The organism is Streptomyces sp. Ru62 (genome assembly GCF_002920615.1).
Taxonomy (GTDB): Bacteria; Actinomycetota; Actinomycetes; order Streptomycetales; family Streptomycetaceae; genus Streptomyces.
Genome location: NZ_PQSU01000026.1, coordinates 52,601 through 77,502 on the forward strand (window position 1 = coordinate 52,601; position 24,902 = coordinate 77,502).

20 protein-coding genes are annotated in these 24,902 nt (G+C 70.8%); 13 read left to right on the plus strand and 7 right to left on the minus strand.

Annotation, left to right across the window (positions count from 1 at the left end; all coding sequences use genetic code 11):
- The first annotated feature begins 273 nt into the window (after positions 1–273).
- On the plus strand, positions 274–1,815 hold the full coding sequence (locus C3492_RS30870) for an RNA polymerase sigma factor (RefSeq protein WP_103816006.1): 1,542 nt from the start codon (positions 274–276) through the stop codon (positions 1,813–1,815).
- 120 nt (positions 1,816–1,935) lie between these two features.
- The gene (locus C3492_RS30875; protein WP_103815934.1) at positions 1,936–2,790 is read left to right on the plus strand and encodes a trypsin-like serine protease; all 855 of its coding nucleotides are present in this window, start codon (positions 1,936–1,938) and stop codon (positions 2,788–2,790) included.
- A 98-nt stretch (positions 2,791–2,888) separates the two neighbouring features.
- Here the strand turns inward: C3492_RS30875 and C3492_RS30880 are convergent, their stop codons facing one another.
- Positions 2,889–3,119: a hypothetical protein gene (locus C3492_RS30880; RefSeq protein WP_014675476.1), complete on the minus strand. Its 231-nt coding sequence runs from the start codon at positions 3,117–3,119 to the stop codon at positions 2,889–2,891.
- Between the two features lie 441 nt (positions 3,120–3,560).
- Here C3492_RS30880 and C3492_RS30885 point away from each other — a divergent pair, with 441 nt between their 5' ends.
- From C3492_RS30885 to C3492_RS30910, 6 genes are all read left to right on the plus strand, one after another.
- Positions 3,561–5,684: a type IIA DNA topoisomerase subunit B gene (locus C3492_RS30885; RefSeq protein ID WP_103815935.1), complete on the plus strand. Its 2,124-nt coding sequence runs from the start codon at positions 3,561–3,563 to the stop codon at positions 5,682–5,684.
- Between the two features lie 674 nt (positions 5,685–6,358).
- Positions 6,359–6,955 (plus strand): DUF1453 family protein, encoded by a 597-nt coding sequence (locus C3492_RS30890; protein ID WP_103815936.1) that lies wholly within the window; start codon positions 6,359–6,361, stop codon positions 6,953–6,955.
- Positions 6,952–8,103, plus strand: a complete 1,152-nt coding sequence (locus C3492_RS30895) for a sensor histidine kinase (RefSeq protein WP_103815937.1) — start codon at positions 6,952–6,954, stop codon at positions 8,101–8,103. Before C3492_RS30890 ends, C3492_RS30895 begins: the two co-directional genes overlap by 4 nt.
- Positions 8,100–8,789, plus strand: a complete 690-nt coding sequence (locus tag C3492_RS30900) for a response regulator transcription factor (protein WP_103815938.1) — start codon at positions 8,100–8,102, stop codon at positions 8,787–8,789. The genes C3492_RS30895 and C3492_RS30900 overlap by 4 nt, the downstream gene beginning before the upstream one ends.
- Before the next feature lie 69 nt (positions 8,790–8,858).
- Complete coding sequence (locus tag C3492_RS30905; RefSeq protein WP_181140644.1) at positions 8,859–9,407, plus strand: DUF485 domain-containing protein; 549 nt, start codon at positions 8,859–8,861, stop codon at positions 9,405–9,407.
- On the plus strand, positions 9,404–10,996 hold the full coding sequence (locus tag C3492_RS30910) for a cation acetate symporter (RefSeq protein WP_103815940.1): 1,593 nt from the start codon (positions 9,404–9,406) through the stop codon (positions 10,994–10,996). The genes C3492_RS30905 and C3492_RS30910 overlap by 4 nt, the downstream gene beginning before the upstream one ends.
- 16 nt (positions 10,997–11,012) lie before the next feature.
- Here C3492_RS30910 and C3492_RS30915 read toward each other — a convergent pair whose 3' ends face one another.
- Positions 11,013–11,705, minus strand: coding sequence for a response regulator (locus C3492_RS30915; protein ID WP_103815941.1), 693 nt, complete (start codon positions 11,703–11,705; stop codon positions 11,013–11,015).
- Positions 11,706–11,864: 159 nt separating this feature from the next.
- Between C3492_RS30915 and C3492_RS30920 the strand changes: the two genes are divergently transcribed.
- The 3 genes from C3492_RS30920 to C3492_RS30930 all read left to right on the plus strand — a co-directional run bounded on the left by C3492_RS30920 (position 11,865) and on the right by C3492_RS30930 (position 14,654).
- Complete coding sequence (locus tag C3492_RS30920) at positions 11,865–12,680, plus strand: ABC transporter ATP-binding protein (protein ID WP_014675484.1); 816 nt, start codon at positions 11,865–11,867, stop codon at positions 12,678–12,680.
- Entirely contained in the window at positions 12,670–13,533 is an 864-nt protein-coding gene (locus C3492_RS30925) for an ABC transporter permease (RefSeq protein WP_103815942.1), read from the plus strand. The genes C3492_RS30920 and C3492_RS30925 overlap by 11 nt, the downstream gene beginning before the upstream one ends.
- 62 nt (positions 13,534–13,595) lie before the next feature.
- Positions 13,596–14,654: an ABC transporter substrate-binding protein gene (locus tag C3492_RS30930; RefSeq protein ID WP_103815943.1), complete on the plus strand. Its 1,059-nt coding sequence runs from the start codon at positions 13,596–13,598 to the stop codon at positions 14,652–14,654.
- Positions 14,655–14,681: 27 nt separating this feature from the next.
- On the opposite strand, the gene C3492_RS30935 is transcribed toward C3492_RS30930, so the two are convergent.
- The 4 genes from C3492_RS30935 to C3492_RS30950 all read right to left on the minus strand — a co-directional run bounded on the left by C3492_RS30935 (position 14,682) and on the right by C3492_RS30950 (position 19,426).
- Positions 14,682–15,362, minus strand: coding sequence for a response regulator (locus C3492_RS30935; protein WP_103815944.1), 681 nt, complete (start codon positions 15,360–15,362; stop codon positions 14,682–14,684).
- Complete coding sequence (locus C3492_RS30940) at positions 15,359–17,038, minus strand: sensor histidine kinase (protein ID WP_181140645.1); 1,680 nt, start codon at positions 17,036–17,038, stop codon at positions 15,359–15,361. Before C3492_RS30940 ends, C3492_RS30935 begins: the two co-directional genes overlap by 4 nt.
- 135 nt (positions 17,039–17,173) lie before the next feature.
- Positions 17,174–18,115 carry a sucrase ferredoxin gene (locus tag C3492_RS30945; protein ID WP_103815945.1) on the minus strand — a complete coding sequence of 314 codons (942 nt, stop codon included), beginning with the start codon at positions 18,113–18,115 and terminating at the stop codon, positions 17,174–17,176.
- 54 nt (positions 18,116–18,169) lie between these two features.
- On the minus strand, positions 18,170–19,426 hold the full coding sequence (locus C3492_RS30950; protein WP_181140646.1) for a citrate synthase: 1,257 nt from the start codon (positions 19,424–19,426) through the stop codon (positions 18,170–18,172).
- 125 nt (positions 19,427–19,551) lie between these two features.
- Between C3492_RS30950 and C3492_RS30955 the strand changes: the two genes are divergently transcribed.
- Positions 19,552–20,718: a citrate synthase/methylcitrate synthase gene (locus tag C3492_RS30955; RefSeq protein ID WP_103815947.1), complete on the plus strand. Its 1,167-nt coding sequence runs from the start codon at positions 19,552–19,554 to the stop codon at positions 20,716–20,718.
- Positions 20,719–21,082: 364 nt separating this feature from the next.
- Positions 21,083–22,192, plus strand: coding sequence for a GTP-binding protein (locus tag C3492_RS30960; RefSeq protein ID WP_103815948.1), 1,110 nt, complete (start codon positions 21,083–21,085; stop codon positions 22,190–22,192).
- A gap of 41 nt (positions 22,193–22,233) precedes the next feature.
- Here the strand turns inward: C3492_RS30960 and C3492_RS30965 are convergent, their stop codons facing one another.
- Positions 22,234–24,693, minus strand: a complete 2,460-nt coding sequence (locus tag C3492_RS30965; RefSeq protein WP_103815949.1) for a DNA topoisomerase (ATP-hydrolyzing) subunit A — start codon at positions 24,691–24,693, stop codon at positions 22,234–22,236.
- Positions 24,694–24,902: the final 209 nt, after the last annotated feature.

Below are 24,902 nucleotides of genomic sequence, written 5' to 3' on the forward strand. Positions count from 1 at the left end.
GAAGGTCCAGGGCGATCTCATTTGCACATGTCTGACCGCCTTTGATCGCTTACGGGGTGTGACTCGGGCCACGCAGATTGGGCGTAACGCTCGTGGAGACAGCGCGATGACCTAAGAGGTGACAGCCGCGGAGGGAATACGGACGCCGAACCAGGCGCTGTGCATCTTCCCGGCCCCCGCCCGCGCCGTCGGCCCATCCCCAGGCCGGTGGTCGGCTCCTGTCCGCAGTGGACGGTGCCGGAAGCCGTTTTCCAACGTTCCGAGAGGTTGTTCGTGTCGGCCAGCACATCCCGTACGCTCCCGCCGGAGATCGCCGAGTCCGTCTCTGTCATGGCTCTCATTGAGCGGGGAAAGGCTGAGGGGCAGATCGCCGGCGACGATGTGCGTCGGGCCTTCGAAGCTGACCAGATTCCGGCCACTCAGTGGAAGAACGTACTGCGCAGCCTCAACCAGATCCTTGAGGAAGAGGGTGTGACGCTGATGGTCAGTGCCGCAGAGCCCAAGCGCACCCGCAAGAGCGTCGCAGCGAAGAGCCCCGCCAAGCGCACCGCCACCAAGACGGTCGCGGCGAAGACGGTGACCACCCGCAAGGCGACCGCGACCACGGCCGCCCCCGCGGCGCCCGCCGCTCCGGCCGCAGCCGATTCCGCCGACGAAGCCGCACCCGCCAAGAAGGCCGTCGCCAAGAAGGTGACCGCCAAGAAGACCGTCGCGAAGAAGGCCGTCGCGAAGAAGACGGCCGCCAAGAAGACCACGGCCAAGAAGGACGACGTCGAGCTCCTCGAGGACGAGGTTCTTGAGGACACCAAGGTCGCCGACGAGCCCGAGGGTGCCGAGAGCGCCGGCTTCGTCCTGTCCGACGAGGACGAGGACGACGCGCCCGCGCAGCAGGTCGCCGCGGCCGGTGCCACCGCGGACCCGGTCAAGGACTACCTGAAGCAGATCGGCAAGGTCCCCCTGCTCAACGCCGAGCAGGAGGTCGAGCTGGCCAAGCGCATCGAGGCGGGTCTGTTCGCCGAGGACAAGCTGGCGAACTCCGACAAGCTCGCCCCGAAGCTCAAGCGCGAGCTCGAGATCATCGCCGAGGACGGCCGCCGCGCCAAGAACCACCTCCTGGAGGCCAACCTCCGTCTGGTGGTCTCCCTGGCCAAGCGCTACACCGGCCGCGGCATGCTCTTCCTGGACCTCATCCAGGAGGGCAACCTCGGTCTGATCCGCGCGGTCGAGAAGTTCGACTACACCAAGGGCTACAAGTTCTCCACGTACGCCACCTGGTGGATCCGTCAGGCGATCACCCGTGCCATGGCCGACCAGGCCCGCACCATCCGTATCCCGGTGCACATGGTCGAGGTCATCAACAAGCTCGCGCGCGTGCAGCGCCAGATGCTCCAGGACCTGGGCCGCGAGCCCACCCCGGAGGAGCTGGCCAAGGAGCTCGACATGACCCCGGAAAAGGTCATCGAGGTCCAGAAGTACGGCCGTGAGCCCATCTCGCTGCACACCCCGCTGGGCGAGGACGGCGACAGCGAGTTCGGTGACCTCATCGAGGACTCCGAGGCCGTCGTCCCGGCCGACGCGGTCAGCTTCACGCTGCTGCAGGAGCAGCTGCACTCCGTCCTCGACACCCTGTCCGAGCGCGAGGCGGGTGTCGTCTCCATGCGCTTCGGCCTCACCGACGGTCAGCCGAAGACCCTCGACGAGATCGGCAAGGTGTACGGCGTGACGCGCGAGCGCATCCGTCAGATCGAGTCCAAGACCATGTCGAAGCTGCGCCACCCGTCGCGTTCCCAGGTGCTGCGCGACTACCTCGACTAGATCGCGGTCGTACGACGGCGAAGGCCCGGTCCCCTCGCGGGAGCCGGGCCTTCGTGCTGCGCGCTTTCGTGGCGTGGATCACTCTGAGTGTCCCAGGAGGACCCAGAGTGAGGAGCATGCATGCGCCGTTCCGTTGTCCGGGCACTGATCCGGCCGCTGGCCCTGGCGGCCACCGTGACCGCGATACCCGTGGTGAGCGCGGCTCCCGCCGTCGCCGACAGCGTCGTCGTCGGAGGGTTCCCGATCGACGTCTCCCAGGCTCCGTGGACGGTGGCGCTGGCCAGCCGTGACCGGTTCGGAGGTATGCGGGCGGGCCAGTTCTGCGGCGCGGTGGCCGTCGGGCGGACCACCGTGGTCACCGCGGCCCACTGTCTGTCCGAGGAGGTACTCGGAGCACCGCCGAACCGTGTGCGCGACCTCAAGGTCATAGCTGGCCGCACCGACCTGCTGTCGGAGCAGGGCAATGAGATCGCCGTACGGGAGATCTGGCTCAATCCCGCGTACGACGTCACGACCCATTCAGGGGACTTCGCGGTCCTCGGGCTCGCCGGACCGCTGCCGCAGAGCGCGGTCGTCACCATGGCGGGCGCGGGCGATCCCGCGTACGCACCGGGCACGCAGGCCCTGGTGTCCGGGTGGGGGGACACGACCGGCGCAGGGTCCTACGCGCGGCGGCTCCATGCCGCACGCGTACGCGTACTGCCCGACGAGACGTGTGCCCGCGCCTTTCCGGGGGGCCCCGACGGCGCTTACCGGGCCGCCACCATGCTGTGCGCGGGTGAGGCCCGCGGAGGCCCCGACGCCTGCCAGGGGGACAGCGGCGGCCCTCTGGTGGCCGGGGGGCGGCTGATCGGCCTCGTGTCGTGGGGGAGCGGCTGCGGACGGCCGGGGCTCCCCGGGGTCTACACGCGCGTCTCCGAGATCGTACGAGCCCTGCGGCAGGCCGCCGCGGCCCAGCCTTCCGGGCACTCGTGAGCGCGCGGCTGCGGGCATGAGCACGGGCGGCCGCTCCTGGGAGGAGCGGCCGCCCGTTCACCGGCCTGTGCCGGGGCTGGCTCGTCGTGGTGCGAGATTCAGCGCTCTTCGTCGGAAGCGGTGTTCGGAACGGACGTCAGCCGCTCCGTCTCGTCCTGTATCTCAGCGGCGATCTTCTTGAGTTCCGGCTCGAACTTGCGACCGTGGTGGGCGCAGAAGAGCAGTTCTCCGCCGCTGAGCAGGACGACGCGCAGGTATGCCTGGGCGCCGCAGCGGTCGCAGCGATCGGCGGCCGTCAACGGGCTCGCGGGGGTCAGAACAGTAGTCACGTCGCCTCTTCTCTAGCTCGACGAGCTGTCGTACCAGGGTCAACATCCAACCAGCCCGAAAACGTTCCCGCTCGTGGCTTTTCCTCGAAAAAATCTTTCCGGGGCGGCTGTCTGCTGCCGGTTGGCGGCGAATGTGCCGTATTGCGTCTCTTGTATGCCTACGGGTTCGCGCTGTCTTGCTGTCTCGGTCCTCCCGGCCGGGTTGCCGGTTGTTCATGAGGACGTGCCCGGAGCCTAAATGGTTCATGCCTCGAAGGGAACGTGATGTGTGCTTCACTCCAACGAGGGATCGAACAGGCATGCGAGCCTGGACTAGTGTGAGTTGCCGACGAGGGTGGCGTTACACGGGCTCTACCAGGGCTCGGTACCCTCTGTGCGGCGACCGAAGCCGCCCCCTTACCCAGTAGGGGGCCACCTGAAATTCAGCGAGGAGCGAACCGCGTGACCGCCGACACGTCCGTGCCGTCCACAGCGCTGCTGGCAGGAGCAGACCGGGACGGTTCCAACTACACCGCGCGGCACCTGCTCGTCCTTGAGGGTCTTGAGGCCGTGCGCAAGCGCCCCGGTATGTACATCGGCTCGACCGACAGCCGCGGTCTGATGCACTGCCTGTGGGAGATCATCGACAACTCGGTGGACGAGGCCCTCGGCGGCTACTGCGACCACATCGAGGTGATCCTCCACGACGACGGCTCCGTGGAGGTGCGCGACAACGGCCGCGGCATCCCCGTGGACGTGGAACCGAAGACCGGCCTGTCCGGCGTCGAGGTCGTCATGACCAAGCTGCACGCCGGCGGCAAGTTCGGCGGCGGCTCCTACGCGGCCTCCGGCGGTCTGCACGGCGTCGGTGCCTCCGTGGTCAACGCCCTCTCCGCCCGCCTCGACGTCGAGGTGGACCGTGGCGGACACACCCACGCCATCAGCTTCCGGCGTGGCGTGCCCGGCGCCTTCGCCGCCGAGGGCGCGGACGCGAAGTTCGAGGCCAAGAGCGGTCTGCGCAAGGCCAAGAAGATCCCAAAGACGCGCACCGGCACGCGTGTGCGCTACTGGGCCGACCGGCAGATCTTCCTCAAGGACGCCAAGCTGTCCCTGGAGAACCTGCACCAGCGTGCCCGGCAGACCGCGTTCCTGGTGCCCGGCCTCACCATCGTCGTCCGTGACGAGTTCGGCCTCGGCGAGGGCGGCAGCAAGGGCGAGGAGTCGTTCCGCTTCGACGGCGGTATCAGCGAGTTCTGCGAGTACCTGGCGAACGACAAGGCGATCTGCGACGTCCTCCGCTTCTCGGGCAGGGGCACTTTCAAGGAGACCGTCCCGGTCCTGGACGAACACGGTCAGATGACCCCCACCGAGGTCACCCGCGAGCTGGGCGTCGACGTCGCGATGCGGTGGGGTACGGGCTACGACACGACCGTCAGGTCTTTCGTCAACATCATCGCCACCCCCAAGGGCGGCACCCACGTCACCGGCTTCGAGCAGGCCCTCACCCAGACGCTGAACGATGTGCTGCGGGCCAAGAAGCTGCTGCGCGTGGCCGAGGACAACATCGTCAAGGACGACGCCCTGGAGGGCCTCACCGCCGTCGTCACCGTCCGGCTGGCCGAGCCGCAGTTCGAGGGCCAGACCAAGGAGGTCCTCGGCACCTCGGCGGCCCGCCGGATCGTGAACAGCGTGATCAGCAAGGAGCTGAAGGCGTTCCTCACGGCGACCAAGCGCGACGCTGCCGCCCAGGCCCGGGTGGTCATGGAGAAGGTGGTCGCGGCCGCCCGCACCCGGGTCGCGGCCCGTCAGCACAAGGACGCCCAGCGCCGCAAGACGGCCCTGGAGTCCTCTTCCCTGCCGGCCAAGCTCGCCGACTGCCGCAGTGACGACGTCGACCGCAGCGAGCTGTTCATCGTGGAGGGCGACTCCGCGCTCGGCACGGCGAAGCTGGCACGGAACTCCGAGTTCCAGGCCCTGTTGCCGATCCGCGGCAAGATCCTCAACGTGCAGCGGTCGTCGGTCACCGACATGCTCAAGAACGCCGAGTGCGGCGCGATCATCCAGGTCATAGGAGCTGGCTCGGGCCGTACCTTCGACATCGACCAGGCCCGCTACGGCAAGATCATCATGATGACCGACGCCGATGTGGACGGCTCGCACATCCGCTGTCTGCTGCTCACGCTGTTCCAGCGCTACATGCGGCCCATGGTCGAGGCCGGCCGGGTCTTCGCCGCCGTGCCGCCGCTGCACCGTATCGAGCTGATCCAGCCGAAGAAGGGGCAGGAGAAGTACGTCTACACGTACTCCGACCGCGAGCTGCGCGACAAGCTCATGGAGTTCCAGAGCAAGGGCATCCGGTACAAGGACTCCATCCAGCGCTACAAGGGTCTGGGTGAGATGGACGCCGACCAGCTGGCCGAGACCACGATGGACCCGCGCCACCGCACCCTGCGCCGCATCAACCTCTCCGACCTGGAAGCCGCGGAACAGGTCTTCGACCTGCTGATGGGCAACGACGTGGCTCCCCGCAAGGAGTTCATCTCCAGCTCGGCGGCGACGCTGGACCGGTCACGCATCGACGCGTAGCCGCTGCGCTGGGCTTCGGCCGACGGGGCTTCTGCCGATGGGGGTGGTTGTCCGGGCTGAGGGCTGGCTCAGGGGCAGGCGCTCCGTGTGGGCGCCGGTTGTTGGGCGGGGTGGTGCGTACGGCGGGGCTCGCTTGGAAGCGGGTCCCGCCCGGCAGGCGGGCCGGGGCGGAGATCAGGGTGTGCCCGGAGGCAGCCGGGCGGACGCCTGCGCGGGCATGCGGGATGAGCCCGGGGCATCCGGGATGAGCCCGGGCCGAACGGTGTGTGTGGCTGGCGGGAGGCGGGTTGCCCGCTGTTACCAGCCGCCAGCCGCCAGCCGCCAGTCCGGCAGCTCGCAGCGCGTTCGCCAACGGCGGCTGGCCGTCCGTCGGCCGTCCCGCCGGCTCGCCAATCGTCCGCTGCCCGCTGCCCGCTGCCCGCTGCCCGCTGGCCGCTCCCCCCTGGCCGTCCGTCGCTCACCTCCTCCATCACCGTCACCACCCCCCTCCCACCCCTGACAGCGACCCCCTCCCACCCCCGGAGGTCTCTCCACCCCTGGGTGGAGGCGGGCCGGTTCAGGGTTCCACCCGTGATCCACCCCGACTCCGATCCCGTGGCCTGCGGACTTCCGTAACTTCGAAGGCGTCGGCAGCACTCGCTTCCGGCACCGCCCTCTCGCTCACGGAGGTCCAGATGCCCGGGCTCGTCAACGTGCTGGTGACCGTCGCCGTGGTCGCCATAGTGATAGCGCGACAGTTCCGCGCCCGGGCGATCGACACGGACCGGCGATGGTGGCTGCTGCCCGTGATCCTGGCCGTCGTCTCACTGCGCGAGCCCGGCATCCTCGACGCCCACCACCGCGCCGAATCCGCCGTGCTGCTCGTGGTGGAGCTGTTCATCGGCCTGGTCACCGGCGTCGGCTGGGGCTGGACCACCCGTATCTGGACCGCGCCGGACGGCGTCGTATGGACCAAGAGCAGCAAGGCGAGCGGCGCTGTATGGGGCGTGGGCATAGCCCTGCGGGTCGGCGTCTTCGCCCTCGGGTCCGCTCTCGGCGTGCATCAGGGCGGCTCCGCGCTGATGCTCGGCCTCGCCGGCACCTTGTTGGTCCGCGGTGGAATCCTGGCCTGGCGGGCCCAGTCCGTCGGCGCTCCGAGCCGCCCCGCCCAGAGCTGCCCCGCCCAGAGCTGCCCCGCCCCGAGCCGTCCCGCCCCGAGCCGTCCGGCCCCGAGCCGTCCGGCCCCGGCGTACGGTGACGACGAGCGGTCGGCGTGGAAGGAGCGCGTGTGACAGAGAACGCCTGGACGCGCTGGCCGTCGCGCGAAGCGCTCGGCCGCTCGGATACCACCCGTCCCCGGCGCATGCTCGTCTGGGCCGTCCGACTGCTCGTGCTGGCCATGCTCCTGTGGGGTGCCTTCAGCCAGAGGCACGTGGGTCTCTGGGAAGCACTCGCGGCAGCGGCGGCGATCCTCCTCGCCGCTCTCGTCTCCTGGGCCTTCTTCCGGACCACCTACGAGCACCGGCTGGTGCCCTCCCTCGCGCTCATGGGCGTGCTCCTGGGCATCGCGGTCGCCGCGGAGGCCACGGGATTCACAGGACCGGCCCTCGTGATCTGGTGCGGCTGTGGAGTCGGCGCGCTGGAGCGGCTGCCCCTAGGGGCCGCGGTCCCCGTCGCGTCGGTGGCGCTGGCCTCGTACTCCGCGTTCACCAACGACGTCTGGTTGACCACGGCCGCCACCGTGGCCGGTATGGCCCTCGCCGGGTACGTCCTGCGGCTGGACGCGGAAGCCCGGGGCAGTGCGCAGCGGCTGCTCGCCCAGGAGCGCGCCGCCCGCGCGGCCGAGGCGGAGTCCGCCGCACTGGCCGAGCGCGCCCGCATCGCGCGGGAGATCCACGACGTGCTGGCGCACAGCCTCTCGGCGCAGCTCGTGCACCTGGAGGCGGCCCGGCTGCTGATCGAGAACGGCGCGGATCGTCAGCGGATCCTGGAACGGGTGGTGGCCGCCCGGGGGATGGCCCGCGACGGACTCGCCGAGACCCGGCAGGCGCTGTCCGCGCTGCGGGGCGAGCTGACCCCCCTGGAGGACTTCCTCGCCGAACTCGTCAGCACGGCCGACGGCGCCGAGGTCACCGTCACAGGTGAACGCAGATCCCTGCCGGCCGAGGCGTCCCAGGCAGTGCGGCGCGTCGCCCAGGAGGCACTGACGAACGTCCGCAAGCACGCGCAGGGCGCCGAAGTGACCGTGCGGCTCGACTACGGCGAGCATGAAGTGACGCTGAACGTAAGGGATTCGGGCGGCGAAGCGGGCGAACTGAACGGATCCGGAGGCGGGTACGGTCTGCTGGGCATGCGTGAGCGCGCCGAACTGCTGGGCGGCTCGCTGGATGCGGGACCGGACGAGGAGGGGTTCGTGGTGACGCTGAAGGTGCCCGTATGACGGAGACGGAAGGGGAGAGGAAGCCCGCGCGGGTGGTGGTGGCCGACGATCAGACCGTGGTCCGTGAAGGCATCGTGATGTTGCTCGGGCTGTTGCCCGGCGTCGAGGTCGTCGGGGCCGCGGGAGATGGGGAGGAGGCGGTGCGGCTGGTCAGGGAACTCGCCCCGGACGTCGTGCTGATGGACCTCAGGATGCCCCGCTGCGACGGAGTCGAGGCCACCCAGCGGATCCGGGAGCGGTACCCACGCACACAGGTCGTGGTACTCACCACCTACGCGGACGACGATTCGCTGTTCCCCGCGCTCAGGGCCGGCGCCCGGGGTTACCTGACCAAGGACGCGGGCGGAGACGAGATCGTCCGTGCCGTGCACAGTGTGCTCTCGGGGGACGCGGGGCTGTCGCCGAGTGTCCAGCGGCGGTTGCTGGAGAGGCTGTCGCAGGCCGAGCCCGTGCCGGTGCCCGCGGCCGGTGAGGCACCCGACGGGCTGACCACGCGCGAGACCGAGGTCCTGGTGCTGATCGGCGAAGGCCTCACCAATCAGGAGATCGCCCGTCGGCTGCATGTGTCGACCGCGACCGTGAAGACTCACATCAACAATCTCTTCGCCAAGACGGGTCTGAAGGACCGGGCGCAGGCCGTGCGGTACGCCTACAGCAAGGGGCTGGTGCGGCCACCCACCGGGTGAATCACCTGATGGGGTGAAGAGCCCGAGGAAGAAGAGTCAGGGATCTTCCCGTTCTGTCCATCCTTGGGCATGCAGTCAAGCAACGGTCGTCCTCGTGGAGTCGGGGACGGTCCCGAGAGATCGGCCGGGAACCAGGAAGACGACGGCGCGTCCTCCCGTGACGCGACGTACGAGGACCCTTGGTACGACACGTTGGCCTCGGGCTGGGGCGAGCTGGACGGTGCGGGCATGCCGGCGCCGGCGGTGCCGCCCGCGCGCGCCGAGTCCGGCGCGGCGGCGGCACGCGCCCGCGATGTGTACGTCGAGGTGCAGCGGAGCGAGGCGTTCCAGGAGGTACGCGGAAGGTACCGGCGGTTCGTGGTGCCGGGGGTCACGGCCTTCCTGGTGTGGTACGTGGCCTATGTGGTCGCTGCGACGACCGCACCGGGACTGATGGCCCGGCCCGTGGTGGGGGCGGTGAACGTGGCCATGCTCGCGGGGCTCGGGCAGTTCCTCACCACGTTCCTCTTCACGTGGGCCTACGCCCGGCACGCGCGGCTGCGTCGGGACCGGGCCGCGCTGGAGCTGCGTTGGGACACCCAGGAGCTGGCTCGCGGAGCGCAGGGAGGGGCCCCGTGACCGGCGATCATCAGACACTGGCGCTGCTGCTGTTCAGCGGGTTCGTGGTGGTCACCCTCGCGATCACGACGTGGGTGAGCCGCAGGCGGCACGGTTCGGCGGAGGAGTTCTACGCGGGCGGGCGGCTGTTCTCCCCCATGGAGAATGGTTTTGCCATCGCGGGCGACTACATGTCGGCGGCCTCCTTCCTGGGGATCAGCGGGCTCATCGCGCTGTACGGGTACGACGGTCTGCTGTACGGGGTGGGGTTCCTCGTCGCGTGGCTGGTCGTGCTGTTCCTGGTGGCCGAACTGGTGCGCAACTGCGGGCGGTTCACGCTGGCCGACGTGGTGGCCGCCCGGATGAGCGAGCGGCCGGTGCGGATCGCCGCGGGAGCGTCCTCGGTCACGGTGTCCGTGCTGTACCTGGTGGCGCAGATGGTGGGCGCGGGGAGTCTGGTGGCGTTGCTGCTGGGGCGGACGAGCGGCGCGGCCCAGTCCTGGACGGTCATCGGTGTCGGTGCGCTCATGGTGATCTACGTGTCGTTGGGAGGGATGCGGGCCACCACGTGGATCCAGATCGTGAAGGCGGTCCTGCTGCTCAGCGGGACGGTCGTGCTGACCGTCCTGGTCCTGCTGCGCTTCCACGGCGATGTCGACCGGCTGCTGCTCACGGCGGCGGAGCGCAGCGGCCATGGCAGGGCGTTCCTCGCGCCGGGGCTGAAGTACGGCGGGGACTGGAACGCCCGGTTCGACTTCATCAGCCTGGGGCTCGCGCTGGTGCTGGGCACGGCCGGGCTGCCGCACATCCTGTCCCGTTTCTACACCGTGCCGACCGCGCGGGCCGCCCGCCGTTCCGTGGTGTGGTCCATCGGCCTGATCGGCGGCTTCTACCTGATGACGATCGTCCTCGGCTTCGGGGCGGCGGCGGTGGTGGGGCCGAGGACCGTACGCGGATCCAACGCGGCCGGGAACACGGCGGTGCCCCTCCTCGCCCTCGACCTCGGCGGCGGAGCGGGCTCGACCGGGGGGACCGTGCTGTTCGCGGTGGTCGCCGCCGTGGCCTTCGCCACGATCCTCGCGGTGGTCGCGGGCATCACGCTCGCCTCGTCGGCCTCGGTGGCCCACGACCTGTACGCGTCACTGCGCCGACGGCGCGGCAAGCCCCGCAGCGAGGTGGCCGTGGCCCGGTGCGCGGCGGTCGGCATCGGCGTCGTGGCGATCGGGCTCGGCCTGCTGGCCCGTGATCTCAATGTCGCCTTCCTCGTCGGTCTCGCCTTCGCGGTGGCCGCCTCGGCGAACCTGCCGGTCCTGCTCTACTCGCTGTTCTGGCGCGGCTTCACCACGCGGGGCGCGGTGTGGGCGGTGTACGGCGGGCTGCTCCCGGCGATCGGGCTCGTGCTGCTCTCCCCGGTGGTGTCCGGCAGCCCGGAATCCCTGTTCCCCGGCGTCGACTTCCAGTACTTCCCGCTGGAGAACCCGGGCATCGTCTCCATCCCGCTGGGCTTCCTCGCCGGCTGGCTGGGCACGGTGACCTCGGACGAGGTTCCGGACGAGGCCAAGTACGCCGAGACGGAGGTGCGCTCGCTGACCGGGGCCGGAGCCGTGTAGCCGGGCCGAGGCCCCGCTACGGCGCCACCCAGGCGTACCGGTGTTCCGGGCGGCCGGTGTCGCCGTACTTCAGGGAGAGTCGGAGACGGCCGGCCTGTTCGAGGTGGCGGAGATAGCGCTGGGCGGTGGAGCGGCTCAGGCCGGTGCGGGCGGCCACTTCGTGGGCCGAGAGCGGATGGTCGGCGCGGTGCAGGACGCCGCAGATGAGGTCGGTCGTGGGCTCGGAGTGGCCGGTCGGCAGGCCGGGCGCGGAAGGGGCGGGGGCGGTCCGCAGGGCGCCGAAGATCCGGTCGACCTGTTCCTGGCCCGTCAGGCCCCGGCCGCCCACCCGGTCGACCGTGCGGCGCAGGGCGGCGTAGGAGTCCAGGCGGGTGCGCAGCGCGGCGAAGGTGAACGGCTTGACCAGATAGTGCAGGGCGCCCAGGCGCATCGCCTGCTGGACGGTCGTCACATCGCTGGCCGCCGTGATCATGATGACGTCGGTTCCGTGACCCTGCTCGCGCATGCGGTGCACGAGTTCGAGGCCGGTGTGGTCCGGCAGGTAGTGGTCGAGCAGGACCAGGTCGATGGAGCCGCGTTCCACGGCGGCCAGGGCCTGGGCGGCGCTGTGCGCGCGGGCGGCCACCCGGAAGCCGGGAACCTTTCCCACGTACTTGGCGTTGATCTCAGCGACACGGAAGTCGTCGTCGACCACCAGGACGTCAATCATCAGGCCTCTCCTTACAAGGCCGGCGAGCGTTCAGCCCGTGTTTCGGCTCCGCAGTTGTAGCGCGAGCAAAACGAGCACAACAGGTTCTTGCGAGCAAAAGAACGGCTTGTGCTCACAAGACTCCTGCTGTGGCGGGGGCCACACCTACCGTCCCGGCCCATGAGCGCACACACCAGCCCCGCCATCGAGCTGCGGGGCGCGAGCAAGACCTTCAGAACCCCGTCCGGGGGACTGCACACGGCGGTGCGCGGCCTGGACCTCACCGTGGAGCGCGGCGAGTTCGTGGCCGTCGTAGGACCGACCGGATGCGGCAAGTCCACGACGCTGACCCTGGTCAGCGGCCTGGAGGAGCCCACCGAGGGCGAGGTGCTGGTGGCCGGGGAACCGGTCGACGGGGTCGGCGACAAGGTCGGCTTCGTCTTCCAGCAGGACGCCACGTTCCCCTGGCGGACCGTGCTGTCGAACGTCATGGCGGGTCCGCGTTTCCGGGGCGTGCCCAAGGCGGAGGCCAAGCAGAGGGCCCGCGACTGGCTGGCCCGGGTGGGGCTCGCCGCCTTCGAGGACCGCTATCCGCACCAGCTCTCCGGCGGCCAGCGCAAGCGGGTGGCCCTGGCGGCCACCTTCGTCAACGACCCCGAGATCCTGCTGATGGACGAGCCGTTCTCGGCGCTCGACGTGCAGACCCGCGCGCTGATGTCGGACGAGCTGCTGGAGCTGTGGGAGGGCACCGGCGCCTCCGTCGTCTTCGTGACCCACGACCTGGAGGAGTCCATCGCGCTGGCCGACAAGGTCGTCGTGATGACCGCCGGGCCCGCGACCGTGAAGCAGGTCTTCGACATCGACCTGCCCCGCCCCCGCAAGGTCGAGTCGGTGCGGCTGGAGCCGCGGTTCATCGAGATCTACCGCGAGATCTGGGAGTCCCTCGGCGAAGAGGTCCGCATCACCCGCGAGAGGGGTGCCGCCCATGTCGCCTGAGGTCCTCAGCACCCCGGTCGTGGACACCGTCAAGACACCCGATCGCGCGCAGACCCGCGCCCAGGCCGCACGCCGGCGCAAGCTCCTCGTCAACGTCGTGCGCATGGTGCTCCTGGTGGCCGTCCTCGGACTGTGGGAGATTCTGTCCCGCGCCAAGGTCATCGACCCGTTCAACTTCTCGATGCCCTCGAAGATCTGGGACCAGATCTGGACCTGGGTGACCCACGGGACAGCGCTCGGCTCCCTGGGCGAGCAGATCTGGTACACGCTGTACGAGGCCCTGCTCGGCTGGGTCATCGGCGTGGTCGCCGGTGTGCTGCTCGGCATTGCTCTCGGGCGGATCAGATTGCTCGCCGAGGTTCTTGGTCCATACATCAAGGTGCTCAACTCGATTCCCAGGATCGTGCTGGCGCCCATCTTCCTGATCTGGTTCGGTCTCGGACCGTCCTCCAAGGTGGCCTCCGCCGTGGTGCTCGTCTTCTTCCCGGTGTTCTTCAACGCCTTCCAGGGCGCCCGCGAAGTGGACCGCAACCTCGTGGCCAACGCCCGCATCCTGGGCGCGAGCGACCGCAGGGTGACCCTCCAGGTGGTCATCCCGTCGGCCACCTCCTGGATCTTCACCAGCCTCCACGTCAGCTTCGGCTTCGCGCTCATCGGCGCCATCGTCGGCGAGTACATCGGCGCGACCAAGGGCATCGGCCTGCTCGTCTCGCAGTCGCAGAACACCTTCAACGCCGCCGGCGTGTACGCCGCGATGGTCATCCTCGCCGTCGTCGCCCTCGTCGCCGAGGGGCTGCTGACCTTCGCCGAGCGACGCATCTTCCGCTGGAAGCCCACGGGTTCCGACAGCTGACCGGTCCCCTCGCCACCCCCCGCTCCTTCCCGTACAACCCTCTCACAAGGACGTGAACCCGCATGCGCAAGACCGCCAGATACGCCTCCCTGGCCGCCGCCGGACTGCTCGCCCTCTCCTCGCTCACCGCCTGTGCCAACGACGCGGCGAGCTCCACGGCCGACACCGGCAGCGGTGGGGGCGGCGGAAAGGGGGAGACCGTCAAGATCATGGTGGGTGGCCTGGACAAGGTCATCTACCTGCCCGCGATGCTCACCCAGCGCCTCGGCTACTTCCAGGCGGAGGGGCTGAACGTCGAGCTCCTCAGCGAGCCCGCCGGGGTCCAGGCCGAGACCGCGCTCGTCTCCGGCCAGGTGCAGGGAGCGGTCGGGTTCTACGACCACACGCTGGACCTCCAGGTGAAGGGCAAGTCGGTGGAGTCGGTCGTGCAGTTCTCGCACGCGCCCGGCGAGGTCGAGGTCGTCTCGAACAAGGCCGCGGGCGACCTCACCTCGCCCGAGGACTTCAAGGGCCGCAAGCTGGGCGTGACCGGCCTCGGTTCCTCGACCGACTTCCTCACCAAATACCTGGCGGTCAAGAACGGAGTGAAGATCAGCGACTTCACACCGGTCGCGGTGGGGGCCGGACCCACGTTCATCGCGGCGCTCCAGAAGGGCGCGATCGATGGCGGCATGACCACCGACCCGACCGTCGCGACGATCCTGGACAAGAAGGCCGGCAAGATCCTCATCGACATGCGCACCCCCGAGGGCTCGCAGGAGGCGCTGGGCGGACCGTATCCCTCGTCAAGTCTGTACATGCAGACGGAGTGGGTGAACGGACACAAGGAGACCGTCCAGAAGTTGGTCAACGCATTCGTCAAGACGCTCAAGTGGATGTCCACGCACAGCGCCGACGAGATCGCCGCCAAGATGCCCGCCGACTACTCCCAGGGCAACAAGGCGCTGTACGCGCAGGCCATCAAGAGCACCCTTCCGATGTTCACCGACGACGGCGTGATGCCCCAGGGCGGTCCCGAGACCGTCGAGAAGGTCCTCAAGGCGTTCAACCCCAACATCAAGAACGCGAAGGTCGACCTGAGCAAGACGTACACGACGGAGTTCGTCAAGGCGGTCAAGTGACCGCCGACGCCTCCATGTGAATCGCGCTCAGGCGCGGGTCGCCCACACGTAACGGTGTTCCGGGCGGCCCGCGTCGCCGTACTTCAGGGTCAGCCGGGCCCGGCCCGTGCGCTCCAGGAGCTTCAGATACCGCTGGGCGGTCTGCCGGCTCACCCCGGTCCGCTCCGCGATCTCCTGGGCGGACAGGGGGCGTTCGGCGTTCAGCAGCGCCTGGCGCACCAGCTCGGCCGTCGTGGGGGAGTGCCCCTTGGGCAGCCCGGGCTCCGAGGGGGCGGACAGGGCGCCGAAGATGCGGTCCACCTCCGCCTGCTCGGCCTCCCCGCCGCCGTCCAGGGTGCGCCGCAGCTCGGCGTACGCCTCCAGCTTCGCCCGCAGACCGGCGAAGGCGAACGGCTTCACCAGGTACTGCAACGCGCCCTGCCGCATGGCCGCCTGCACGGTCGACACGTCCCGCGCGGCCGTCACCATGATGACGTCGGTCTGATGACCGCGCCGGCGCATCTCCTGGACCACCGCGAGACCCGTGTCGTCGGGCAGGTAGTGGTCCATCAGAACGAGATCCAGCCGAGGCAGCACCTCGACCTGGCGCAGCGCCTCGGCCGCGTTGTGCGCCTCGCCGGCGACATGGAAGCCGGGCACCTTCTCCACGTAGGCGGCGTTGACCCGGGCGACGCGGGTGTCGTCGTCCACGACCAGAACCTCGATCATCGCGCTTCCTCCTCGGTGACGGCAGCGGTCTCGACGGATCCCCCGGGCACCGCCGGTTCCAGTTCCGGCTCGGTCAGCGCCTCGGGCAGGACCACGGTGAACTCCGCGCCACCGCCGGCCGCCGCGCCCACGGCCGCGCTCCCGCCCTGCCGTTCGGCGAGCCGGCGCACCAGGGAGAGCCCGATGCCCCGCTTGCCGTGCGCGGGCGGCTTCTTGGTGGACCATCCGTCCGTGAAGATCAGCTCCCGCTGGTCCTCGGGGATCCCGGGGCCCGTGTCACATACCCGCAGGACGACCGTACGGCCCTCCGCGCGCAACTCGACCTCCACGCGCGCGTGCGGAGTGCCCGCGACCGCATCGAGGGCGTTGTCCACGAGGTTGCCCACGACCGTGACCAGCCCCCGGGGATCGATCAGCCGGTCGGGGAGCCGGGTGCGCTCCGACACCCACAGGGCGACCCCACGCTCGGCCGCCACGGTCGCCTTGCCCACCAGCAGCGCGGCCAGCAGCGGGTCCTGGATCTTCTCCGTGACCTGCTCGGCGGTGGCCCGGTGGTCCCCGACCACCTCGCCGACGAACTCCACGGCGTCGTCGTACATCTCCAGCTCCAGCAGCCCCAGCAGTGTGTGCATGCGGTTGGCGTGTTCGTGGTCCTGGGCGCGCAGGGCGTCGATCAGCCCGCGCGTGGAGTCGAGTTCGCGTCCCAGCTGCTCCAGCTCGGTGCGGTCGCGCAGAGTCGCCACCGCGCCGCCGTCGCCGGTGGGCATGCGGTTGGCGACCAGGACGCGATGGCCGCGCACGGTGAGCAGATCGGTGCCGGCCACCCGGCCGGCCAGCACGTCCGTCGTACGGCCCGCGCCGAGCGCCTCGTCCGGGGTCCGTCCGACCGCCTCGTCGCCGATGCCCAGCAGTCGCCGTGCCTCGTCGTTGAGCAGGCGGACACGGCCGCCCCGGTCGAGGGCGACCACACCCTCCCGGATGCCGTGCAGCATCGCCTCGCGCTCCGCCAGCAGCGCCGAGATGTCGGAGAAGGCCAGGTCCCGGGTCTGCCGCTGGACGCGGCGCGAGATCAGCCAGGCGGCCAGCGCGCCCACCGCGAGCGCACCGCCGGCGTACGCGAACAGGCCCGGGATCGCGTTGATCAGCCGCGCCCGCACGCTGTCGTAGGCGATGCCGACGGAGACCGCGCCGACGATGCGGTGATCGGCGTCGTACAGCGGCACCTTGCCGCGCGCGGAGCGGCCCAGAGTGCCCCTGTCGATCTCCATGACCTCCTGGCCGGCCAGGGCGTCGGTGGGGTCGGTGGAGACGCGCCGGCCGATCTCCGAGGCCGTGGGGTGCGACCAGCGCACCCAGTTCCGGTCCAGCACCACGATGTACTCGGCGTGCGTGGCCCGCCGGATCCGCTCGGCCTCCTTCTGCACCGGACCGTTCCTGGTCGGCGGGGTGGTCAGGACGCCCTCGGCGATCTGTGGGTCCTGGGCCGTGGTCTCGGCGATGGCCAGCGCGCGGCGCATCGCCTCCTGGTCCAGCTGCTTGCTCAGCGGGGCGAGGAAGAGCCCGGTCGCGAGCACCGCGACCCCCGCGGCGATCGCCACCTGCATCAGCAGCACCTGGGAGAACATCCGCCGTGGCAGACCGAGGCGCAGCCGGCGGGCGGGGGGAGTGGGGCTCATACCCATGACGGTACGTGGGGCGGCTCGACGCACCCCAGCGGGTGTGGTGTGGATCTCTTGATCAATGCGTTGATCAGACGTTGACGGCCCCTCCACGGGACGGCACCGCCCCCAAGGCGGCGGCGCCCCGCCCGGCTAGCTCGCCAGCGCCGTCGGCCTCAGCTCGCGCACTTCGACCACGTCCATCCGCGCGGGCGTGCCGAGCACCGCCGCGCCGCAGCTCTCGGGGCGGGGCGGCAGTGACGTGCCCCGCGCCACGGTGACCCGCCACCGGCGGCCGTCGGCGTGCCGGACGGTGACCTGCCAGCCCGGGGCGGTGGTGTCGGTCCGTACGACGCTGAGCACACCCGCCCGGTACTCGCCCGCGGCCGACCGGACGGCCAGCTCGGCCGCCTGGCCGGGTCGTTCCCACGCGGAGCACCCCCGGCACCCCTCCACGACCACACGGCCCTCCTGGACGCCGTGCAGGGCCTCCTTGACGGTGTGCGCCTCGGCGCGGCCGTACGCGTAACCGTACGGTAGGACCAGCACCGTGGGCGCGAACCGATGTCCACCCAGATGGGTGACCTCCCAGACGCCGCGCACCCCCGAGGCGACCAGCTCCGTGGCGAGCGGGCGACCCAGGAGGGCACAGCAGCGGTCGCGCTTGCCGTTGGTGCACACGAGCGCCAGCGGGTCACCCCGGTGCGGCCGGCCGCCGAGCACCGCGCCGAAGGAACGGTGGTCGCCCGCTCCGAGGCCGGCGAAGTCGAGGTCGAGCAGCCGCCGCGGATCGCGCGTGGTGGCGCCGTGCAGCCACACGCGTCCGGGCACGGTGTGCGCGGCGTACACCTGCCGGACCGGGGGCGTGCCGGGGTCGGCGTGGCGCCCGGGACGCCGGATGAGGGCGATCCGCACACCGGTTCCGTCAGTGGCGGCCTCCAGCGCCCGCCCCAGCGCCGGGTCCAGGTGACTGGACGTGAGCGCCTTGGCGCCCCAGGGGCCGGGCTGCTCCAGCAGCAGCCACGTCGTCGCCGTCGCCGCCGTACCGGACACCGGCTCGTCGAGGCTCCGGGAGACGGTCGCACACCTACTCACAGAGGTGAGCCTAACCTGACTTTCACCGGGGCGACTTCCGGCCCGCCCCGTGTCCTACTCCGGGAGGGGCCGCGGCGGGCGCGGACCGACATAGTGACCGCTGGGGCGCATGCGCAGCGGGCGCTCGCCGTACTCCTCCAGGGCGTGGGCGATCCAGCCCGCGGTCCGCGCGACAGCGAAGATCGTCTCACCGGCCGTGGCCGGCATGCCGCTAGACGCGGTGAACACCGCCAGGGCCAGGTCGACATTGGCGTGCAGCGGGGTGTGCCGGGCGGTCGTCGCGACGATGTCACGGGCCGCGAGCAGCGCGGACTCCGCGCGCGGGACCTGCTCCAGGAGGCCGAACAGCACCCTCGCGCGGGGGTCCTCGCCGGCGTACAGCCGGTGGCCGAGACCGGGGACCCGGCGGCCCGCGCGCAGCTCGTCGGCGATCACCGGGACCGCCGTGCCCTGGTCGAGCACGTCCAGGAGCATCCGGTGGGCCAGGCCGCTGGCGGCGCCGTGCAGCGGGCCCTCCAGCACGCCGAGGCCGGCCGAGACGGCCGCGTACGCGTGCGCCCGGGCCGAGGCGGCGACCCGTACCGCGAGCGTGGACGCGGCCAGGTCGTGGTCGGCGAGCAGCGCGAGCGCGGTGTCCAGGACGTGCAGGGAGGCCTCGTCGGCCGGGTGGCCGGTCAGCCGTCCCCACAGCCGCTGCGCCAGCGGCCCGCCGTCCTTGTGGTCGGCACGGACCGGCGGGAGCGCGGTGACGAGGGTCGGGATGAGGGCGCGCGCCGTGTTCAGCACGGCGTCCTCGGACAGGTCGAAGCGCAGCGGGTCCTCGGCCGCCGCGGCGATCGCGGCGACCCGCAGCCGGTCGATTGGGGAGGCGTGTTCGGACAGGGCGTCCACCGCGCGGCGGGCGACAGCGACGGTGGACCCGGGCGCGGAGAACGTCACCCCGGGGGTCAGCCGGCCGGTCCACAGCCATTCCGCGACCTCCTCGTAGGACTGGCGGGTGGCCAGGTCGACGGCGTCCACGCCCCGGTAGAAGTACCGGTCCTGTTCGATGAGCGTGATCCGGGTGCGGACGGACAGGTCCCCGCCGGAGCCCGGAGTCCCGGCCGCGTCGCGCCGGTTGCGGCGGGCGAGGGCTTCGACCTCCTTCGCCTCGAAGGTGCTGGACCGGCCGCCGGGTTCGCGTCTGCTGCTGAGCAGGCCGCGGCTCACGTACGCGTAGACCGTCTCGGGCTTCACGCCGAGCAGTTCGGCGGTCTCCTTGGTGCTCAGCCGGCGCCCGGGACGGTGGGGAGCGGTGTCGTGATCGCGCATGGGGGTCACGGTAGCCGCCTCCGCACATGTTGATGGGCGTATATTGATTGGATCAATATTGACAAAAGATCAGTCAAGCATGGACAGTCGCATCAAGTACCGGGTGGAAACCAAGGAGGAGATCCATGGCCGTCAACACGCCCGCCACCCCGTTCATCGACGCCCCGCGCGGTCTCGCCGGCGTCGTGGTCGCCGAGACCGAGATCGGTGACGTCCGGGGCCGGGAGGGCTTCTACCACTACCGCCAGTACTCGGCCGTCGATCTCGCGCGCACCCGGAGCTTCGAGGACGTCTGGCACCTCCTGGTCCACGGCACCCTGCCGGACACCCGGCGCGGTGCCGCCTTCGCCGCCGAGACGGCCGCGCTGCGCAGCCTGCCCGAGGACGTCCGCGCGGCCCTGCCCGCCATCGCCGCGGCCGGGCGGCGCTCCGGACCGCTGGCCGGACTGCGCACGGCGCTGTCCCTGCTCGGTGCGGCCCAGGGCTTCCGGCCGGTGTACGACATCGACGCCGACCGGCGCCGCGCCGACACCCTGGCTGCCTGCGCGGCCGTACCCACCCTGCTCACCGCGCTGTACCGGCTGGGCAGCGGTCTCGATCCGGTCGAGCCGCGCGAGGACCTCTCGTACGCGGCCAACTACCTGTACATGTTGACGGGTTCGGAACCGGACCCGCGCCGGGCGCGTGCGATCGAGCAATACCTGATCTCTACCATTGATCACGGATTCAATGCGTCAACCTTCACCGCACGCGTCATCGCCTCCACGGGCGCGGACGTGGCGGCCTGCCTGACCGGTGCCGTCGGTGCCCTGTCCGGGCCGCTGCACGGGGGCGCGCCCAGCCGGGCCCTGGACACCCTGGACGCGATCGGCACGCCCGACCGGATCGACGCCTGGATCCGTGAGCGGGTGCTCGCCGGTGACCGGATCATGGGCTTCGGGCACGCCGTCTACCGCACGGAGGACCCGCGGTCCAGGATGCTGCGCGAGATCGCCCTCGGATTCGGCGGCCCGCGGGCGCACTTCGCGGTCGAGGTCGAGCGCCGCGTGGAGGAGATCCTCGCCGAGCTGAAGCCCGGCCGCGAACTCCACACGAACGTGGAGTTCTACGCCGGGGTGGTCATGGAACTGTGCGGCCTGCCCAGGGAGATGTTCACCCCCACCTTCGCGGCGGGACGGGTCGTGGGCTGGAGCGCCAACATCCTGGAGCAGGCCGCCGACTCGAAGATCATCCGCCCGGTGGCGCGGTACGTCGGCCCAGAGCCGAAGGCTGCGGTGCCCGCCGCCGAGTGAGCGAGGTGGGCCCACGTCCCGTGCCGCCTGCTGCGGCGCCGTGCCCCCGGCCGTGTCCCGCGCCCCCCGCCGTGCCCGGTTGCCGACCTCTGCGGCGCCATGCCGCCCGCCATGTCGTGAGCAGACCGCATGGCGCTCACGCCACCTGCCGTGTCCGCAAGCCGACCTCTGTGGCGTCTGTGTCCGTGAGCAGACCTCTTGGCGTCTCGCCGCCTGCCGTATCCGTGAGCCGGCCTCCGTGGCGTCATGCCGCCCTCCGTGCCCCGGCGTCGCCGTCCCGCTCGTATCCTTGACGCGCAGTCCATGCCCGTCCGCGCATCGGGACGCGAACCGGTGCGCCCTGGTACGTCAGAGAGGTCGCCCGTTGGGGAACAGCCTGGCACGCGGCGGCGGTCCGCAGCAGATCCCGGTCGTCGTGCTCGCCGGGTTCCTGGGCTCCGGGAAGACCACGCTCCTCAATCACCTGCTGCACCGCAGCGGAGGCAGCCGGATCGGGGCCATCGTCAACGACTTCGGGGCCATCGAGATCGACGCGATGGCCGTCGCCGGCGCCCTGGGCGACTCCACCGTGTCGCTCGGCAACGGCTGCCTGTGCTGTGCCGTCGACGCGAGCGAACTCGACCTCTACCTGGACCGGCTCGCCGCGCCCGGCGCCGGGATCGACGTGATCGTCATCGAGGCCAGCGGGCTGGCCGAGCCCCGGGAACTCGTGCGCATGGTGCTCGCCAGCGAGCACCCGGGCATCGTCTACGGCGGCCTCGTGGAGGTCGTCGACGCCGCCGAGTTCGACGACACGCGGGCGAGGCACCCCGAGATCGACCGGCATCTGGCGCTCGCCGACCTGGTCGTCGTCAACAAGCTCGACCGCACGGACGACGTCGAGCGGGTGCTGGGGGCCGTCCGTGCGCTCACCGACCGGGCCGCCGTCGTCCCCGCCACCTACGGCCGGATCGACCCCGAGTTCCTCTTCGACTGCCGGCCGAGCGAGGAGCGCCTCGGGCAGCTCTCCTTCGACGACCTGGACGACCACGACGCCGACGACCACGAGGCCGGCGCCCCCGACGCCGACGACCACGCCGGACATCTGCACACCGGCTACGACAGCCTGTCCTTCACCTCCGACGTGCCCCTGGAACCCCGTCGGCTCATGCGGTTCCTGGACAGTCGGCCCGAGGGGCTGTACCGGATCAAGGGGTACGTCGACTTCGGGCCGTACGACCCGCTCAACCGCTACGCCGTGCACGCCGTCGGCCGGTTCCTGCGCTTCTACCCGGAGCCCTGGCCGCCCGGCGAGGACCTCCTCACCCAGCTCGTGCTGATCGGCTCCGGCATCGACGCGGACACCCTCGGCAAGGAACTGGAGGCGTGCAGAAACGACGCCCCCCACGCCGACGAACACGGCATGTGGGGCGTCCTGCGCTACGTACAGGGCCCGGACGAAGCGGACGCCGACGTGGAGGATCCGCCCGCCTAGAGCCACCGGGCGAGCCTCAGGGGGCCCGCCCGCAGCCCCGTCTACAGCACCGGCCCCGCCACCACGGCCACCGTCTTCGCCAGCGACGTGCCCGAGCCGTCCCGGCGCGGGTCCGGCTCAGGCAGGTCTGCCGGGGTGCCGTTCTTCTGCGCCGCGAGCGCGGGCGTCGGGCCCGCCCAGGCCAGCGACAGGCAGTCCTCGCCCTTCAGGAACCGCTGGCAGCGCACGCCGCCCGTCGCCCGGCCCTTGCGCGGGTACTGGTCGAACGGGGTGAGCTTGGCCGTCGTCTGCACCGAGTCGTCCAGCGTGCCGCGCGAGCCCGCGACCGTGAACACCACCGCGTCGACGGCCGGGTCGACCGCCGTGAAGGAGATCACCTTCGCGCCCTCGGTCAGCTTGATGCCCGCCATGCCACCCGCCGGGCGGCCCTGCGGACGCACGATGGAAGCCTGGAAGCGCAGCAGCTGCGCGTCGTCCGTGATGAACACCAGGTCCTCCTCGCCGGTGCGCAGCTCCACCGCGCCGACGATCCGGTCGCCCTCCTTGAGCGTGATGACCTCCAACTCGTCCTTGTTGGACGGGTAGTCAGGCACCACGCGCTTGACGACGCCCTGCTCGGTGCCGAGCGCGAGACCGGGGGAGGACTCGTCCAGCGTGGTCAGGCAGACCACCGTCTCGTCGTCCTCCAGGGACACGAACTCCGCCAGCGGGGCCCCTCCGGAGAGGTTCGGCGCGGTCGCCGACTCGGGCAGCTGCGGCAGGTCGACCACGTTGATCCGCAGCAGCCGGCCCGCCGAGGTCACCGCCCCGATCACCCCGCGCGCGGTCGCCGGCACCGCCGAGACGATCACGTCGTGCTTGACGCGCTTGGCGCCCGCCGCCTCCGGGAACGGCTCGGCGGTCGCCGTACGAGCCAGCAGCCCCGTCGAGGACAGCAGCACCCGGCACGGGTCGTCGGCCACCTGGAGCGGGACGGCGGCCACCGGGGCGCCCGCGGACTCCAGCAGGACCGTGCGCCGGTCGGTGCCGAACTTCTTCGCCACGGCGGCCAGTTCGGCCGAGACCAGCTTGCGCAGCTCCGCGTCCGACTCCAGGATCCGGGTCAGCTCCTCGATCTCCGCGGTGAGCTTGTCCTTCTCCGCCTCCAGCTCGATCCGGTCGTACTTGGTGAGCCGGCGCAGCGGCGTGTCGAGGATGTACTGCGTCTGCACCTCGCTCAGCGAGAAGCGCTCGATCAGGCGCTCCTTGGCCTGCGCGGAGTTCTCGCTGGACCGGATGATCCGGATGACCTCGTCGATGTCGACAAGCGCGGTCAACAGGCCCTCGACCAGGTGCAGCCGGTCGCGCTTCTTGCCGCGGCGGAACTCGCTGCGGCGCCGGACCACGTCGAAGCGGTGGTCCAGATAGACCTCCAGCAGCTCCTTCAGGCCCAGGGTGAGCGGCTGGCCGTCGACCAGGGCGACGTTGTTGATGCCGAAGGACTCCTCCATCGGGGTCAGCTTGTAGAGCTGCTCCAGGATCGCCTCCGGCACGAAGCCGTTCTTGATCTCGATGACCAGGCGCAGGCCGTGCTCGCGGTCGGTGAGGTCCTTGACGTCGGCGATGCCCTGGACCTTCTTCGCGTTGACCAGGTCCTTGATCTTCGCGATGACCTTCTCGGGGCCGACCGTGAACGGCAGCTCGGTGACCACCAGGCCCTTGCGGCGGGCGGTGACCGTCTCGACCGAGACCGTCGCGCGCATCTTGAAGGTGCCGCGGCCGGTCGCGTACGCGTCCCGGATGCCGTCCAGGCCGACGATCCGGCCGCCGGTGGGCAGGTCCGGGCCCGGGACGTGCTTCATCAGCGCGTCCAGGTCCGCGTTCGGGTTCCGGATCAGGTGGCGGGCGGCGGCGATGACCTCGCGCAGGTTGTGCGGCGGCATGTTCGTCGCCATGCCGACCGCGATGCCCGAGGAGCCGTTGACCAGCAGGTTCGGGAAGGCGGCGGGCAGCGCCACCGGTTCCTGCTCCTGGCCGTCGTAGTTCGGCGCGAAGTCGACCGTGTCCTCGTCGATCGACTCGGTCATCAGGCTCGTGGCCTCGGCCATCCGGCACTCGGTGTACCGCATGGCGGCCGGCGGGTCGTCGTTGCCCAGCGAACCGAAGTTGCCGTGGCCGTCGACCAGCGGCACGCGCATGGAGAAGGGCTGCGCCATGCGCACCAGGGCGTCGTAGATCGACGCGTCACCGTGCGGGTGCAGCTTGCCCATGACCTCGCCGACGACGCGGGCGCACTTCACATAGCCCCGTTCGGGGCGCAGGCCCATCTCGTTCATCTGGTACACGATCCGGCGGTGGACCGGCTTCAGGCCGTCACGGGCGTCCGGCAGGGCGCGCGAGTAGATGACCGAGTACGCGTACTCCAGGTAGGAGCCACGCATCTCGTCCACGACGTCGATGTCGAGGATCCTCTCCTCGAACGAATCGTCGGGCGGCGGGGTCTTCGTGCTGCGGCGGGCCATCGCTGCCGGCTCCTTGCTGAAAGGATGGACGGAACTGACGCGGACCATTGTGGACCGACGCACTGACAACCTGTGCCGCGACCCGGTTCCGGAGGACCTGCCGGGACCGGGGGCCGCCTCCCGGCAGGGTGGCGATATCCGCTCTGGGCGTACGTCCCGCGGGAACTTCGCCGGGGCCCCGCACGCTTTGCATACAGTGGCAGGAACGG

Coding starts and splice junctions, on each gene's coding strand:
- C3492_RS30875 (WP_103815934.1), top strand. CDS start 1,936: ATGCGCCGTTCCGTTGTCCGGGCACTGATCCGGCCGCTGGCCCTGGCG.
- C3492_RS30890 (WP_103815936.1), top strand. CDS start 6,359: ATGCCCGGGCTCGTCAACGTGCTGGTGACCGTCGCCGTGGTCGCCATA.
- C3492_RS30900 (WP_103815938.1), top strand. CDS start 8,100: ATGACGGAGACGGAAGGGGAGAGGAAGCCCGCGCGGGTGGTGGTGGCC.
- C3492_RS30905 (WP_181140644.1), top strand. CDS start 8,859: ATGCAGTCAAGCAACGGTCGTCCTCGTGGAGTCGGGGACGGTCCCGAG.
- C3492_RS30915 (WP_103815941.1), bottom strand. CDS start 11,705: ATGATTGACGTCCTGGTGGTCGACGACGACTTCCGTGTCGCTGAGATC.
- C3492_RS30920 (WP_014675484.1), top strand. CDS start 11,865: ATGAGCGCACACACCAGCCCCGCCATCGAGCTGCGGGGCGCGAGCAAG.
- C3492_RS30925 (WP_103815942.1), top strand. CDS start 12,670: ATGTCGCCTGAGGTCCTCAGCACCCCGGTCGTGGACACCGTCAAGACA.
- C3492_RS30930 (WP_103815943.1), top strand. CDS start 13,596: ATGCGCAAGACCGCCAGATACGCCTCCCTGGCCGCCGCCGGACTGCTC.
- C3492_RS30935 (WP_103815944.1), bottom strand. CDS start 15,362: ATGATCGAGGTTCTGGTCGTGGACGACGACACCCGCGTCGCCCGGGTC.
- C3492_RS30940 (WP_181140645.1), bottom strand. CDS start 17,038: ATGAGCCCCACTCCCCCCGCCCGCCGGCTGCGCCTCGGTCTGCCACGG.
- C3492_RS30950 (WP_181140646.1), bottom strand. CDS start 19,426: ATGCGCGATCACGACACCGCTCCCCACCGTCCCGGGCGCCGGCTGAGC.
- C3492_RS30955 (WP_103815947.1), top strand. CDS start 19,552: ATGGCCGTCAACACGCCCGCCACCCCGTTCATCGACGCCCCGCGCGGT.
- C3492_RS30965 (WP_103815949.1), bottom strand. CDS start 24,693: ATGGCCCGCCGCAGCACGAAGACCCCGCCGCCCGACGATTCGTTCGAG.